This window comes from Herminiimonas contaminans, assembly GCF_015645465.1.
GTDB lineage: Bacteria > Pseudomonadota > Gammaproteobacteria > Burkholderiales > Burkholderiaceae_D > Oxalicibacterium > Oxalicibacterium contaminans.
The window spans coordinates 82,657-98,658 of record NZ_JADOEL010000015.1 but is presented as its reverse complement, the minus strand read 5'-3'; the positions used below and the strand labels follow the sequence as shown (position 1 = coordinate 98,658).

Annotated in this window: 14 protein-coding genes; 11 read left to right on the top strand and 3 right to left on the bottom strand. The window is 49.5% G+C overall.

From position 1 onward, the window contains the following. The first annotated feature begins 317 nt into the window (after positions 1-317). From IXC47_RS15910 to IXC47_RS15895, 4 genes are read left to right on the top strand one after another with little or no spacing between them, the layout of a single operon-like run. Complete coding sequence (locus tag IXC47_RS15910; RefSeq protein ID WP_195876279.1) at positions 318-1,625, top strand: TolC family protein; 1,308 nt, start codon at positions 318-320, stop codon at positions 1,623-1,625. After that, positions 1,622-3,115 carry an efflux RND transporter periplasmic adaptor subunit gene (locus IXC47_RS15905; RefSeq protein WP_195876278.1) on the top strand — a complete coding sequence of 498 codons (1,494 nt, stop codon included), beginning with the start codon at positions 1,622-1,624 and terminating at the stop codon, positions 3,113-3,115. Before IXC47_RS15910 ends, IXC47_RS15905 begins: the two co-directional genes overlap by 4 nt. Next, on the top strand, positions 3,112-6,264 hold the full coding sequence (locus IXC47_RS15900; RefSeq protein WP_195876277.1) for an efflux RND transporter permease subunit: 3,153 nt from the start codon (positions 3,112-3,114) through the stop codon (positions 6,262-6,264). The genes IXC47_RS15905 and IXC47_RS15900 overlap by 4 nt, the downstream gene beginning before the upstream one ends. Positions 6,265-6,281: 17 nt before the next feature. After that, on the top strand, positions 6,282-6,668 hold the full coding sequence (locus tag IXC47_RS15895; RefSeq protein ID WP_195876276.1) for a copper-binding protein: 387 nt from the start codon (positions 6,282-6,284) through the stop codon (positions 6,666-6,668). Positions 6,669-6,762: 94 nt separating this feature from the next. Here the strand turns inward: IXC47_RS15895 and IXC47_RS15890 are convergent, their stop codons facing one another. The 3 genes from IXC47_RS15890 to IXC47_RS15880 form a co-directional block, all read right to left on the bottom strand. After that, a complete protein-coding gene (locus IXC47_RS15890; RefSeq protein ID WP_195876275.1) occupies positions 6,763-7,239 on the bottom strand; it encodes a 3'-5' exonuclease family protein in 477 nt (158 codons plus the stop codon). 167 nt (positions 7,240-7,406) lie between these two features. Then, the gene (locus IXC47_RS15885) at positions 7,407-8,783 is read right to left on the bottom strand and encodes a heavy metal sensor histidine kinase (RefSeq protein WP_195876274.1); all 1,377 of its coding nucleotides are present in this window, start codon (positions 8,781-8,783) and stop codon (positions 7,407-7,409) included. Next, on the bottom strand, positions 8,783-9,475 hold the full coding sequence (locus tag IXC47_RS15880; RefSeq protein WP_195876273.1) for a heavy metal response regulator transcription factor: 693 nt from the start codon (positions 9,473-9,475) through the stop codon (positions 8,783-8,785). Before IXC47_RS15880 ends, IXC47_RS15885 begins: the two co-directional genes overlap by 1 nt. A gap of 188 nt (positions 9,476-9,663) precedes the next feature. Between IXC47_RS15880 and IXC47_RS15875 the strand changes: the two genes are divergently transcribed. The 7 genes from IXC47_RS15875 to IXC47_RS15845 all read left to right on the top strand — a co-directional run bounded on the left by IXC47_RS15875 (position 9,664) and on the right by IXC47_RS15845 (position 15,945). After that, the gene (locus IXC47_RS15875; protein WP_195876272.1) at positions 9,664-11,544 is read left to right on the top strand and encodes a copper resistance system multicopper oxidase; all 1,881 of its coding nucleotides are present in this window, start codon (positions 9,664-9,666) and stop codon (positions 11,542-11,544) included. 29 nt (positions 11,545-11,573) lie between these two features. Then, positions 11,574-12,554 (top strand): copper resistance protein B, encoded by a 981-nt coding sequence (locus IXC47_RS15870; protein ID WP_195876287.1) that lies wholly within the window; start codon positions 11,574-11,576, stop codon positions 12,552-12,554. Between the two features lie 38 nt (positions 12,555-12,592). Next, a complete protein-coding gene (gene copC / locus IXC47_RS15865; protein ID WP_195876271.1) occupies positions 12,593-12,970 on the top strand; it encodes a copper homeostasis periplasmic binding protein CopC in 378 nt (125 codons plus the stop codon). A gap of 7 nt (positions 12,971-12,977) precedes the next feature. Beyond that, positions 12,978-13,898, top strand: a complete 921-nt coding sequence (gene copD, locus IXC47_RS15860) for a copper homeostasis membrane protein CopD (protein WP_195876270.1) — start codon at positions 12,978-12,980, stop codon at positions 13,896-13,898. Between the two features lie 65 nt (positions 13,899-13,963). Then, positions 13,964-14,320 carry a hypothetical protein gene (locus tag IXC47_RS15855; RefSeq protein ID WP_230089606.1) on the top strand — a complete coding sequence of 119 codons (357 nt, stop codon included), beginning with the start codon at positions 13,964-13,966 and terminating at the stop codon, positions 14,318-14,320. Between the two features lie 192 nt (positions 14,321-14,512). Then, complete coding sequence (locus IXC47_RS15850; RefSeq protein WP_195876268.1) at positions 14,513-15,550, top strand: glycosyltransferase family 2 protein; 1,038 nt, start codon at positions 14,513-14,515, stop codon at positions 15,548-15,550. A 2-nt stretch (positions 15,551-15,552) separates the two neighbouring features. Then, complete coding sequence (locus tag IXC47_RS15845) at positions 15,553-15,945, top strand: hypothetical protein (protein ID WP_195876267.1); 393 nt, start codon at positions 15,553-15,555, stop codon at positions 15,943-15,945. The last annotated feature ends 57 nt before the right edge of the window (positions 15,946-16,002 follow it).

The window sequence follows — 16,002 nt, the reverse complement described above, 5'->3', positions numbered from 1 at the left end:
CTCGCGCCAATCGGGTATATTCCTCCTGCCGAAGCGGAAAGAAACTACTACCGGCAAACAAGCGAACATCCTACCGTGCAGACTTAACTTAAACCAACCAGCCTCCACGAAACCCGGGGCGGTTCATTCATCATGCCGGCACCTCTGCCGGTTGTTCCTGCCGTTCTGGCTTCAGCCTGGACAGACGCTCCCCTGGAATTAGGCGTAGACCCGCCTTATCTCCGAACGCAACGACTCCGTATTTGATTTAACCCCCAGTTGTTTCGCTGACCGGCATTGTGCCGTGGTTGGCGTTCGTCTTCATTACCGGGGGTTATATGTTTTTGCGTATCCACGCGCTACTGAATTATCAGTCGCGCACTCTATGCCGAATCAGCGTCTTACTGGCGCTGACTTTTGGCACATCTTTTGTTCACGCCCAATCCAATGGGCTCACATTAAACGAAGCATTACAGCTTTCATTGCAGCGGTCGTCGTTGACCAAAGCCGCTAATGCATCTGTCTTGGCCAGCCGCGAATCGGCAGCGAAAGCCGACCAATTGCCTGACCCGATGCTGAAAGTTGGTATCGACAATTTACCAGTGACGGGTAGCGACCGTTACAGCACCACGAGCGACTTCATGACCATGCGTCGGGTTGGTATCGAACAGCAATGGGTATCTTCCGACAAGCGTATCGCACGGTCCGAGCGTGCACAGCGCGCCGTCGAAATGGAAGAAAGTACCTATTTAGAAACCATTGCCAAGGTGCGGGAAGAAGCAGCCAAGGCATGGGTCAATGTGCTTTATGGACAGCGCACATTGGCATTGGTCAGTGCGATGGAAAAAGAAGCTGCCGAAGACCTGAACGCAATGAATGCAGCACATCGAGGTGCCAAGGCAAACGCCTCAGATGTAATGCAAGCGCAATTGACACTCTCGCAGGCGCAAGATGCAACGCGCAAGAACACACAGGATTTGAAGAATGCACGTCTAGCGTTAAGTCGCTGGACCGGTATGCCAGCCGCCACTGTCGCTGATGAGACTCCAAAGCTGAATTCACATGTGCCTGGATTGCCCATAGAAGAACTCGAAAAATATCACCCGATGTTATTGACGGCTCGTCGCGCAATCAATCTGGCTGATGCCGACAGCACTGTGGCAACCCGCGAAAGTAACCCCGACTGGTCGGTTGAAGCCTCTTACAGCCAGCGCGGCAGCCAGTACTCAAACATGGTTTCCTTTGGCATCAGCATTCCACTAGCCGTTAATCGTGCACAAAAACAGAATCGCGACATCGCTGAAAAATCTGCCTTAGGCACCAAGGCCAGGATGCAGTACGAAGAAGCATTGCGTGAATTGCAGACTGAAATCGAGAATCAGTCGTCCACTCTGGAAAGTCTTAAATCCCGTGTCACACAACTCAATGCGCAGTTACTGCCGGCAGCATCGCAGCAGGTGGAGCTGGCAACTGTTGCCTACCGTTCCGGTAGCGGCAGTCTGAGTGCTGTCTTCAATGCGAAAAAAATGTTGTTGGAACGACGCCTGCAAATAGCCGAGCTTGAGAGAGAAGCGGCGCTGACCTGGGCGGCGCTTGAGTATCACGTGGTTCCACATGACATGGTATCTGCAGGAGAAATGAAATGAAATCAAAGTTCGCATTGAAAACGATAGTGCTGGTATTAGCAGGTGCTGGCCTCGTGTTTGGCGGCTATTGGGTCGGTACGCAAAGAAGTATGGATAACGCTGCGACATTTGGCGCGGCGACCAAAAAAGTTGACCCGAAGACGGGCCGCAAAGTCCTGTACTGGCACGACCCCATGGTTCCAGGAAACAAGTTCGACAAGCCTGGTAAAAGTCCTTTCATGGATATGCAGTTGGTTCCAGTTTATGCGGATGAAGGTTCGGAAGATGGTGGTGTAAAAATCAGTCCGACACTTCAACAGAATCTAGGTATCAGATTCGCAACTGTAAGGCGGGAAGAAGTACGGGATGCATTTGAAATGGTCGGCACAACGCAGTTTGATGAGAGCGCATCAGAAGTTGCACAAAGCCGTGTGACGGGATATATCGACAAACTATATGCTCGCTCACCTCAGCAACGCATCAAGCGTGGCGAAGCAATCGCTTCGATTTTCGTTCCAGACTGGATTGCACCGCAAGAGGAATACCTGGCACTCAAACGTGGTGGCAATACTGAACTGGCATTGGCTGCACGACAAAGAATGCGGGCGATGTCTATTCCGGACGGATTGATAAACCAAGCAGACCGTACCGGACAATCGCAAAAGCACTTTACGCTGACATCTCCAGTAGCCGGCGTCATCACCGAGCTATCCGTGCGCGATGGCGCGATGGTATCGCCCGGTATGACCATTGCAAAAGTCGCTGGGCTGAGCAAGGTCTGGTTAGTAGCAGAAGTACCCGAAGCATTGAGCAATGCAGTCCGTTCAGGGATGGCGGTAGAAGCTACGTTCTCCGGTGATGCGAATAGAAAATACAGTGGCAAGGTTAGAGAAATTTTGCCGGGAATCAGTACTGCAACACGCACCTTGCAGGCTCGGCTGGAGCTGGATAACCGTGATGGCAGCCTTACACCAGGCATGCTCATGCGTGTTCGTCTGGATACCGAAAAGCCAGTTTCGCGACTTCTGGTCCCGAGTGAAGCCGTGATTGCAAGCGGCAAGCAATCCATCGTTCTGGTAGTTGGCGAAAACAACAGCATGCACCCCGTGGTTGTGACGACTGGCCGTGATAGTGGAAACGATACCGAGATTTTGAGTGGCTTGAGCGAAGGGCAGAAGGTAATCGCCTCGGGGCAATTCCTCATTGATTCAGAAGCAAGCCTGAAGTCGGTATTGCCCAAGTTTTCCGGCAATAAGCAAACAATGCAGTCTGCAGCGTCTCTTGTTCATCGGGGCGTTGGCACTGTAGAAAAAGTAACGCCAAAAGCATTGACTCTTTCGCACAAGCCGATTCCTGAGCTTGAGTGGGGTGCGATGACGATGGACTTTAACAAGTCGCGTCCCGAGCTATTCAGCGAGATAAAAGCAGGGCAGGAAGTTGAATTTTCATTCAAGGAAAATGACGACGGCTACCTACTTGAAAGCGTTAAACCAGTCGGAGGCAAGCAATGATTGCGCGAATTATTCGCTGGTCCATTGCTAACCGATTCTGGGTGCTGCTTGCTGCGGTCGTCATCGCAGGATGGGGCCTATGGTCATTGAACAAAACACCATTAGATGCGCTACCAGACCTATCGGATACGCAGGTCATCATTCGCGCCCAATATCCCGGTAAGGCACCTCAGATAGTTGAGGACCAGGTTACTTACCCACTGACCACGGCGTTGTTGGCTGTTCCAGGTGCCAAAACCGTTCGTGGGTATTCCTTTTTTGGCGACTCGTTCGTTTATGTTCTTTTCGACGATGCGACGGACCAATACTGGGCTCGCTCCAGAGTCCTGGAATACATCAGTCAAGTGCAAAGCCGTTTACCGCAAGGTGTGCGTGCCGAACTTGGGCCGGATGGAACGGGAGTCGGCTGGGTATTTGAATATGCGCTGGTTGACCGTACTGGACACAACGACCTCAGTCAGTTGCGGACATTGAACGACTGGTTTTTGAAGTTCGAGCTTAAAACCGTTCCAGATGTAGCCGAGGTCGCCAGCATCGGCGGCATGGTGAAGCAGTACCAAGTCATCCTGGACCCGGACAAGCTGCGTGCTTTCGGTATCTCGCATGCAAAGGTACTCGATGCATTGGCGAAGGCAAACCAGGAATCGGGTGGTTCGGTCGTCGAAATGGCCGAGACCGAATATATGGTTCGCTCGCACGGTTACCTGCGCTCACTGGAAGATTTTCGTAATGTTCTTCTCAACGCAAATGATGCTGGTACGCCCGTATTACTCAGGGATGTAGCGACAGTTCGCATTGGCCCCGAAATGCGTCGTGGGATAGCAGAATTGAATGGTGAAGGTGAAGTCGCCGGTGGCGTGGTTGTCATGCGTTCCGGTAAGAATGCGCTGGAAACCATCAAAGCGGTCAAGGCAAAACTAGCTACCTTGCAAAGCTCGCTTCCCAAAGGTGTGGAGGTGGTCACCACCTACGACCGCTCCAAACTGATTACGGCCGCAGTAACCAATCTTAGAGACAAGCTGATTGAAGAGTTTGTTGTGGTCGCCTTGGTCTGCGCCATCTTTTTGTTTCATTTGCGCAGTGCCTTGGTCGCCATCATCTCGCTTCCTTTAGGCGTGCTTGCAGCCTTCATTGTGATGCGCTATCAAGGCGTCAACGCCAATCTGATGTCCCTGGGTGGTATCGCCATTGCCGTCGGTGCGATGGTCGATGCGGCGATTGTCATGATTGAGAACGCGCACAAGCATCTGGAAGCCTATTCACATTCACATCCGAATCAGGAAATTAGTGGGAAAGAGCGATGGAACTTGATTGCAGAATCGGCGATTGAAGTTGGGCCGGCGCTGTTTTTCTCATTACTCATCGTCACTTTATCCTTCATTCCTGTCTTCGCCTTGGAAGCGCAGGAGGGCAAGCTGTTTGCGCCGCTGGCATATACCAAAACCTACACGCTGGCAGCCGCAGCCGGTTTGGCGATTACGTTGATACCGGTATTGATGGGGTACATGATACGTGGACGTATTCCAAGCGAAGCATCGAATCCGATTAATCGCGTATTGATACGAATGTATCGGCCTTGGTTGAATGCAAGTCTGGCGCATCCTAAATGGACGATTGCCATTGCGTTTATCGCTCTTGCCCTGACAGTGATTCCTCTGTCCAAGCTAGGAGGCGAATTTCTGCCACCTCTGGACGAAGGTGATTTGCTGTACATGCCTTCTGCCTTGCCCGGACTGTCAGCATCCAAAGCCAGCGAATTGCTACAGCAGACAGACAGACTAATCAAAACCGTTCCTGAGGTTTTGACGGTATTTGGTAAAGCTGGCCGTGCGGAATCAGCAACCGACCCTGCTCCGTTGGAGATGTTTGAAACGACTATTCAGTTCAAACCGAAAGACCAATGGCGTCCTGGTATGACCTCTGCAAAACTCATTGAAGAACTCGACCGAATAGTCAAGGTTCCAGGGTTATCGAATGTGTGGGTACCACCTATCCGAAATCGTATCGATATGCTTTCGACTGGCATCAAGACGCCCGTCGGTGTGAAGGTATCCGGTGCCGACCTCGGGCAAATCGACAAAATCGCCACGCAAATCGAAGCCGTCGTCAAAAAAGTGCCAGGGGTGACTTCTGCATTGGCAGAACGCGTAAGTGGCGGACGGTATATCGACGTTGATATTGACCGAGCAAAAGCCGCGCGATATGGCCTTGCGGTGACGGATGTGCAGTCGGTCATTTCATCTGCCATCGGTGGAGAAAACATTGGAGAGGTTGTGGATGGACGCCAGCGTTTTCCTATCAATGTCCGCTACCCGCAGGATTATCGTAACTCCGTGCAGACACTACGTGACTTTCCTATAGTCACAGACAGAGGTGCCCAGGTAAGGCTGGGAGATATTACGAACATCAAGGTGACCGATGGACCACCAATGATACGCAGCGAGAATGCACGGCTTTCTGGTTGGGTCTATGTTGATGTACGCGGAACGGACTTGCACACAGCGGTGAAGGCAATGCAGGCAGCAGTGGCTAAGGAAGTAAAACTCCCGCCTGGGTATTCGATAGGCTGGTCGGGGCAATTTGAATACCTGGAACGTGCCGTCGCCAAGTTGCAAACGGTCATTCCGCTAACGCTGGCCGTCATTCTTATCCTCCTGTATTTGGCGTTTCGCTCAGTATCAGAAGCATTGCTACTCATGCTGACAGTGCCTTTTGCACTCATCGGAGGCTTCTGGTTTGTATGGTTGTTGGGCCATGCTATTTCGGTTGCCACTGCGGTCGGTTTTATTGCCTTGGCTGGATTGGCTGCTGAATTTGGCGTTGTGATGCTGGTGTATCTACGTAATTCATTGAATCAGCGCTTGCAGTCCGGTCTACCGTTGACCAAGGAGCTCATTGCGGAAGCGATACGAGAAGGAGCTGTACTGCGTGTGCGTCCCAAAGCCATGACAGTAGCAGTTATCTTGGCCGGCCTTATCCCGATTATGTTCGGTAGCGGCGCTGGCTCTGAAGTAATGCAGCGAATTGCGGCACCGATGGTGGGTGGCATGATTACCGCCCCATTGTTGTCACTTTTTGTGATTCCAGCAGCATGGCGTTTGCTTCAAGAACGCAAATTACGTTTAGCAATACAAAACAAATCAATTTAACTACTAAGGAGTATCAAATGAAAAAATCGTTTTTGAATCTAGTGGCAGTCTGTGGATTTTCCCTAATGGCAGTGAATGTTTACGCTGACCAAAGAACCATGGGAATGGACATGGCAGGAATGAAGATGGACGGTATGAAAATGGATAAGATGCCAGCCGATTCAATGAGTGCAATGTCTCTATCTGACGGCGTGGTGAAAGCCGTTGATAAGGAAAATAGCAACATTACTTTGAAGCACGGTCGCATCAAGAGTGCGACGGTAGAGATGGGGCCTATGACTATGTCGTTTCCCGTAAAAGAGAAAGCTTTGCTTTCAAATGTGAAAGTAGGGGATAAGGTGAAATTTACGGTTGAGAATATTGATGGCACCGCGACAGTGACGATTTTGTCTATACAAAAATAAAGGTGATGACGTGAGTATTCGCATTAAAGTAACCAGGCATCCGCGCACGAAAGTAGCCGGTCATTCGAATTTCAAAGTAACCACGACAGACTATTCAAGCTGAAACGGACCGACGCTCTCGAAAAGCATATCGATTCGCCTGTGCATCGTATAGCGCGTGATGTTCAGGCAGATTATTTTCCTTATGAAATTTATAGCGCAGCAATTCGTTGATGTTGCGGTTAATCATACGTGCCTGACACCATGGTGGCACGCGATAGTCCAATGCACTGGAAAATAGATCCCAGTCTGACTGATAGTCAAAGCAAATTTCAACGTCTTCTTCGAGGGGCCTGACAATCCTGAGCCAAGTTGTCATTTTGACGTACAGATGCTCAACCGCACAGGGTGCACCTTGGATTCGTCCAAGTAATGGAATTACTGTTTCGCGCACGAATGCGTTACAACTGCCGTGCGGGTACGGCACCTCGGCATAGAATTCTTCACCTGACTGCGCGACCATACCAATGCTTATGAGGTGAATATCGATAAAATCAGTAAACTCGGTATCGATAAAAATTTTGAACGACATAAGCTTATTGCTCCTTCAGTGCTTTGCAAATAGATGGCTATTTTCAAATGCGGCTAAGTGGTTACTTTAATGCGAATACTCAATGACGGCAGTACACGTTGTTGATCGGGCAGTAACTCGAGAAGATAGGCATACTTTATTGGTATGCCATTTTCGAGAATCTCGGCTTACTTTCGTTGCAACGACGGAAAATAGAGACTAAACGCAGTTTTGCCATCCCGAGAGACGACGGAGACGCTGCCTCCATGCGCCTGCATGATGGCGCGTGTTATGGAAAGGCCCAAGCCAGCCGAGTCAGATTCAGATTTTTTGCGAGATTTATCGGCCCGAAAAAAGCGATCAAACAAATGCGATTGAATTTCGGCAGGTATTTCCTCGCCATCGTTTTCTACGGTAACGGTGGTGCCTGCTTCCACAGGCATTATCTTGATGGAAATAGTCCCGTACGGTGGTGTATAGCGGAGGGCATTCGATAGCAAGTTGTTTAAAGCACGGCGAAACATAAGCCGATCTCCGATCACGAGAGCGTCTCCCTCGCATCGCAAAACGACTTCTTTTTCTTCGGCTAAAGCTTCATAGAATTCCAATAAGGCTTGGCACTCTCGCGCTATGTTTAGTTTTTCTACCGACGGAAGTGCAAGTCCGTTTTCTGTTTGTGCGAGAAATAGCATGTCTGAAATGGTTTTCCCCAATCGCTGAAGCTCTTCTGCGTTTGAGCTGAGAGAATCTCTGTAATCAGCAGCACTACGACTCTGATTTAAGGCAACGTGCGTCTGCGTAAGCATATTACTGATGGGAGTCCGTAGCTCATGTGCCAGGTCTGCGGAAAATTCCGTCAATCGGGCAATATCGTTCTGAAGGCGATCAAGCATGGCATTGAGTTTGACAGCCAGATCTGTCATTTCTGCCGGAACTGCATCGACAGGCATACGTTCCTTCATATTCTGCGACGTAACAGTTTGCGCGCGCGCCGCCATTGTTCGCAAAGGAGAGAGGCCTTGCCTTGCAGCCCACCAGCCCAACATAACAGTGGCAATCGCTGCCACCACGACGTATAGCATCAACGTAGTTCGGAACATGCTCATAAAATGAGTGTGGATAGCCTTGTCGACGGCGATAACGACAATGACCGGTGAGCCTGTAGACGCTTTCAGTTCAGCACGAATGGCTTGAAACTCTCGATGTGCGTCGATCTTTACATCAAAATCGCCCTTGGCTTTACTGCTAGGAATGCGTGCAAGAATTGCATCGCGAAATGGGCCGAACGTGGAATAAATTTCCTTGCCGTTGAGGTCCCGCACGTCAACGTAGAAATCAGGGTGATTATGCAACGCTTCACCAAAGGTCTGACTGATCGAATCTACCCCTTTTTCCTCGATGACTTTCTGAATCAACTGCAATTCGTTTTGAAGCAATAACTGGTCTTGTTCTGAAAAGTGTTTCTCGATAGCCGATGAAATGAACGTACCGAAACCAACCAAGACCGCGACAGAAGTGACTGCAAACAAGGTCGTAAGACGACCGGTCAGTGAAATTCCGAACATTATATGATCCTGGCGTCAGCTGGATCTTCCAGAACATATCCGACGCCTCGAATCGTGGAGATTAACTTTGGTTCGTAATCGTCATCCATTTTGGCGCGTAAACGGCGAATCGCGACGTCGATAACATTAGTGTCGCTATTAAAATTAATATCCCAAATTTGAGAGGCGATAAGAGAGCGGGGTAGAACCTCGCCTTTGTGTCTCACCAAGAATTCCAACAGAAGGAACTCCTTGTTAGTTAAGGTTAGGCGTTTTCCCGCGCGAGTAGCCGCTCGTCGGGCAAGATCGAGAACCAAATCCGATACTTGCAGCCGATCCACTAACGGGCTGGGGCTCCCTCTACGTAGCAATGTTCTTACTCTGGCTAGCAATTCTGAGAACGCGAATGGTTTAACCATGTAGTCATCAGCACCTAGCTCAAGACCTTTTACTCTATCCGCTACGCCGTCACGGGCGGTTAAAAAGAGTGTTGGAACACTGTTTCCGGCACTGCGCAATGCATGCAAAATTTTCCATCCGTCGATATCCGGCAGCATCACATCCAGAATGATGAGGTCATAGCTTCCGGTAACGGCGAGGTGGTGCCCGTCCAGTCCATTATTCGCGTAATCCACTGCGAAACCAGCTTCCATGAGCCCTTGCTGTAGGTATTCGCCAGTCTTTACTTCATCTTCGACGATTAATAATTTCATTTTCCAATCCGTGCTGGTACATGCTCGCATGTGCGGGCTAGCTTGTAAGCCCAAACGATACGCTAACTCTCGCTAAATTACGTGAACATTACATGTTTGTAATGAACCGGTAATGCTAAAGATAATTTGATTGAATTATGATTATCTCCATCAAACACCTTCACCCTTTGGTTTGGAGACTCTCATCTATGTCAGCCCGTTCCACCATGTCTGTATCTCGCCGCCGTTTTGTTAAAGGTCTTGCCGCTGGAGGGGTTTTGCTGGGAGTTTCAGCTCCTCTACGTCACGTGCTAGCGCAAGACGTCATTGCCTCAGGAACTGCCGCACCCGTGCTCAAGGGTACTCAGTTTGATCTGGTCGTAGCGGAATCGCCCGTCAACTTCACTGGCAAGCCCGCGATTGCGACTACTATCAACGGCACGCTGCCGGCCCCCACGCTTCGCTGGAAAGAAGGTGAAACAGTCACTATTAGGGTGACTAATCGCCTAGCCGTCTCGACGTCAATCCACTGGCACGGGATTATTCTGCCTTTCCAAATGGATGGCGTCCCAGGGATTAGCTTTAACGGCATTGCCCCAGGGGAAACGTTTACTTATCGCTTTAAAGTTCAGCAAAGCGGCACTTACTGGTACCACTCCCATTCTGGTTTTCAGGAGCAGACGGGTATGTTCGGCGCAATCATTATCGATCCCGCTCAAGGAAAAGATATTGCGGCTGATCGCGAGCACGTCTTATTGCTCTCGGATTGGATGGACGACGATCCCATGACCGTACTGGGACGCTTAAAGAAGCAAGGTGACTACTACAACTACGGACAGTTGACCGCAGGAGAATTCTTCAGTGATGTATCGAAAGATGGTTGGAAAGCAGCCCTCTCGAAACGGAAGATGTGGAACGAAATGCGGATGAATCCCACCGATATGGGAGATTTGTCGGCGGCCGTCTTGACCTTCCTGACTAATGGCATTACGCCAGCAGGCAACTGGACTGGACTTTTCCAAAAGGGCGAAAAGGTTCGCCTACGCTGTATCAACGGATCCGGTAACACTTTTTATGACGTCCGCATCCCAGGGTTGAAGTTAAAAGTGGTTCAAGTTGATGGCATCAACATTGAACCGATCTCAGTAGATGAGTTCCGTTTTGGCCCTGGAGAAACCTGTGACGTGATCGTCGAGCCCAAGGACGATGTTTACACCGTCTTTTCCCAAACAATGGATCGAACTGGTTATGCGCTTGGCACTCTTGCAGTCAAGTCAGGTTTGCGCGCTCCTGTCCCCGCAATCGATAAGTTGGAATGGTTAAGCATGGAAGACATGATGGGCGATATGTCTAACATGGCTGGCATGGACCACGGTGCGATGAATATGGGTGGCATGAGTATGGACAATATGGATATGTCTGGCATGTCGAGTATGGAAGGCGACAGCATGGCCCAGATGCCCAATATGGCTGGTATGGATCATAGCGCAATGGGCATGCAGCACGGTGGTATGGCCATGGATCATTCCAAACATGCAGCGAACGCTGATCCGCTCAAGACACCGAGCAAAAAGCCCCGTCATGCCAGTACTGAATATGGCGCCAGCACGGACAATCGTATCGACTCACCACGCACCACTTTGAACGACCCTGGCGTTGGACTGCGTAACAATGGTCGTCGCGTACTTACGTTGGCAGATATGCATACGATCGGCGGTCCTTTGGATCCGCGCGGGCCTGGTCGCGAGATTGAGCTGCACTTGACCGGAAATATGGAGCGATACACCTGGTCGTTTGACGGCTTGGAGTTCGGTAAATCAAGCCCCGTGCATTTCAAATATGGTGAGCGAGTGAGAGTCATCCTGCAGAACGACACCATGATGACGCATCCCATGCATTTACATGGAGTGTGGAGCGAACTCGAGACACCAGAAGGCGAGTTCCTGGCGAGACGCCATACCATTCCGGTCCAACCTGCACAAAGGATCAGCTTTTTGGTCACGGCGGATGCATTGGGACGCTGGGCTTGGCACTGCCATCTCATGATGCACATGGATGCTGGCATGTTCCGGGAAGTGATCATCGCATGATTACCATTACTAAACCAAGGATCACTGGTATGCATAACTTCTCACTTAGAAAGACTCTCATTGCTTCGGTGGTTTGCGTCCTCTCGTCAACCGCATTGGCGCAAAGTGCTCAAGATAGTCATAGCGGCCACGGCCAAACGGGCATTCAAAGCGCTACGGATGCTGGCTTTGGGACAATGGATGACAGTGCTGTAACTCCAGCATCAAATACCGCCGATCATGGAAATATGCAAATGGACGGGATGACTGGAATGTCTGACATGGGAGGCAGTTCTGCACCTGCAGATGCGCGAGACCCTCATGCCTACTCTGGCGGGTATCAGTTAGGAACCGGGCTATACGCAGTTGGCCAGCAACGCTCTTTGATGATGGCTGACGAGCACAAGTTCGCTTCGCTATTGGTGGATCGTTTCGAGCGCGGTCATAGTAATGGCGGCAATTCGAATTCTTATGAGGTACAAGCTTGGTACGGAGACAGTTACAACAAGCTTACGGTGAAAGCTGAAGGCGAGTTTGCTCAAGGACGCGTCGAAGACGCGCGTACTGAGCTCCTGTGGGCTAAGGCCTTCCATCCATACTGGGATGTACAAGCCGGCATACGCAACGATATAAGCGCTAATGGCCCCTCGCGAAATTGGTTGGCATTCGGGGTGCAGGGGTTGGCTCCCTATTGGTTTGAAGTGGACGCTACAGCTTATCTCGGCACGGAAGGACGGACTGCTTTGCGATTGTCGGCAGAATACGAGCTATTGCTGACTCAGCGACTGATCTTGCAACCTCGACTGGAAGCGAACGTATATGGCAAAGACGATCCGGAAGTAGGGGTCGGGCGCGGACTTTCCAGTGCAACGGTGGGTGTACGGTTACGTTACGAATTCAGCCGCCAATTTGCACCATATATAGGTATTGAGCGCATCTCGCGTTTTGGCAACACTGCGACATTAGTGCGCAATGATGGAGGTACCCCAAATCAGACCCAGGTCGTCGCAGGCTTAAGATTCTGGTTTTAAGCGATTCACAATTTTCCACACACTTTAAAAGGAACATCATGTTTAACGTCCGTAATTTACGTCAGATCGGCGTCGCTGCTATCACCACCTTGATTGCAACCGCAGCATTCGCGCATCCTAGTTTGGTTGACTCCACTCCTAAGGATAATTCTGAAGGCCCAGCTCCAGCAAAAATCGAATTGCGTTTCTCTGAAACTCTCACAAAACAGTTTTCTGGCGCTAACTTGATCATGGCGGAAATGCCTGGCATGGGGGCGATGAAAATCGCAGCTAAGATCGCCGGCACGGATGACCCAAAAGTCATGGTGTTGACGCCCAATCAACCTTTAACACCGGGAAAATACAACGTTGAATGGCGCGCTGTGTCCACAGACACCCATCCGATCACGGGCAAGATTACGTTCACCGTAAAGTGAGGGACTAATGGATTGGGCAAATGTGATCGTTCGTTTTGCGTTGTATTTGGATTTGATGTTGATTTTCGGAGTGCCACTATTTGCCCTTTACTCGCTAAACTCCTTGGAACGAGGGTCTGCTACAGCTAAACAATTTGTGGCAAAAAGCAAGGTGCTGGCAGTAATTGCAATTCTTTTATCAATTGTTGGACTCATTAATTCAACCAGAATGATGAGCGGGGCGGAAAGTTATTTTGATATAGCGCCGAATGCATTTTTCATGGTCTTGTTTGAGATGAGTTTCGGTACGGCATTACTCATCCGCCTGGCTGCATTGGCTTTATTTGTAACTATCGCCACTAGCATCCTAACCAAACGACCATCTTCTCAGCTCGTTTTAATGTCCGCTCTCGGGGCGATAGCACTGGCAACATTGGCCTGGGGCGGACATGGTGTCATGAACGAGGACGTTAAAGGTTTCGTGCATTTGGGCGCTGACATTGTCCATCTGATTGCTGCAGGAGCCTGGATCGGAGCATTAGCATCCTTTATGTTACTTCTGCGTTGGGCACCAAAGGGAGGGCGTGCCGAAGTCCAGCAACTAGGTCGAATGTTGAACGGATTCGCAATAATGGGCAGCGTCGTGGTTGCAACTCTGCTAGTAACGGGCACGATAAATTACTTGATGATTGCAGGATTGAATTTCGGCCGTGTATTTACTACGACGTACGGCATTCTGTTAGCGATAAAGTTGGTTTTTTTCCTCGCTATGCTCGCGTTGGCGGCCGCCAATCGTTATCGATTGACGCCTATGCTCGAAGCTTCGATTGCAAGCGATAATCACGGCCCAGCTATTGCTGCTTTAAAAAGTAGTTTGGTTTTGGAGTCTGGCTGCGCTTTGCTGATCTTGGCGTTGATAGCATGCTTGGGCATGCTTAATCCTCTCTAACTCTGAGCATGGGCATGGTGCTTTCGAAGTGCTTCGCGTTGGTAACGTTGGTCATATTTGTATTTATGACCAACGTTGGCGTCTGGAGCAATTATTCGCACTGGCTTGCTCACGACCTTGAACACGATGCAAATGTGGTTTCCAACGATCCTGCGACGAATTATGTTTCACTGCATGATGCCGATGTTGCCGACGACATAAGCGCTACTAGTTCGCTGACAGTAGAACATGAATTACTGCATGCGGCGAATCATCTGCAGTTTTTTCTTGGTATTAATCTCAAAATTTCTTTTCTCCCTATTGCTACGTTTATAGGGGTGTATTCCAATTTTTGGACCATTCCTCTCGCAACATTTGTTGCGCCATTTCGCCCTCCCATATTTCTCTCTCCCCCCAATCTAGTAATTCGTCCGCGTTTTTGAACATACCGAACTGCTAGCTTTTAAAAAAATATCAAGAAGCACATCTTGCTTTGACGTTTTGTCGTGGCTCGAATCGCCGATCTTGATCATTCTTGTCTACGCGTTGATGGCTGTATTTCCATATGAATGAATAATTAATTATTCATTGCCCGTGCGCGTTTGTAATTTTTTATAAGAAATAGAAAAAGTGCGATGGAAAACTTATTTCAAATTTTCGATATTGATGAGGTGAAGGCTGCTTCATACAAATTGTCTGTAATTGTCCCTTTGTTCAATGAAGAAAGCGTTCTACCGATATTTCATGACCGTTTAAAAATAGCGTTGTCAGGCCTTCAGAGCGAATGGGAAGTTATTTATGTCGACGATGGCAGCACCGATAGATCTCATCTTATTTTGCAGCAGTTGCGGGCAGAAAGCCTCAAGGTCGGCGTAGCCCGCTTTTCCAGAAATTTCGGCAAAGAGGAAGCAATGAGCGCAGGCTTACGTTTGGCAACGGGAGATGCGGCAGTCATTATCGACTCGGATCTTCAAGATCCTCCGGAGTTAATCCCCGAGATGATTGAAGCATGGCTGGGTGGTGCCGATATCGTCAATATGCGTAGGCGTCATCGCAGCGGTGAATCTTGGTTAAAGAAAGTAACTGCACATGCTTTCTATCGCGTCATTAACCGTTTAAGTGATGTGCCTGTTCCGGCAGACGTTGGCGATTTTCGTTTGTTGAGCAGACGGGCCATAAATGCGCTCAATCTTTTAGAAGAACGAAACCGCTTTATGAAAGGACTGTTTGCCTGGATAGGCTACAAGCATGTGACGCTGGACTATAACCGCGACGCTCGAGCGGCGGGAAAGACTAAATGGCGCTACTGGAGGTTATGGAACTTCGCCCTTGAGGGAATCACTGGCTTCTCTGTGGCCCCATTGAAAATCGCAACCTATCTGGGTTCGGCTTGTGCCGGCATGGCCTTTTTTTATGCCATGTATTTCCTGCTAAAAACTTTACTTGTTGGCGAGTCGGTTAAAGGGTTCCCGACGCTGATTGTCACCGTCATGATTCTTGGTGGCCTGCAATTGATGGCGATTGGAATTATCGGCGAATACCTCGGAAGACTCTTCATTGAAAGTAAGCGACGCCCACTGTACTTGTTAGAGGACTATCAGCCGCCGTCCCCCTCGAAAGAAGAAGAAAATCCCAAAGATGTCTGTCAATTACATCCTGATATAATCATTTAAATATGAAAAAGGTCGTCCTAATATTGCTGATCTTGGTGCTTCCGTTGCAAGCTTTTGCTGCAATGGAGCGTGATCTTGCGCACATGTTAGGCGGAGGTGGACCTGGACTGGAATTTATCCTTAAACATATAACTAAACATGTCGACCTCGTCATGCACCATCACGATAGCGATGGTTTGATTGTCGACGACAGTGCTCCACACGGTGATAATTCCAAAAAATCGGTACAACACCTCGCTGACTATGAGCATGGCTACAACATGAACACTCTGCTGCCTGCTTTTAACCAACTAGGCTTGCCTGCTATTGAACGTATTGCGCCTTCTTTTTGGCCCGAAGTTTTTTCCGACCGAACAACTTCTCCACTTCTCCGCCCCCCTCGATTGATCTTCTAAAAACGAGCTCTGTTTTACCTATGCGATCTTAAATCGTAGATAAAACTTTGCCCGTCG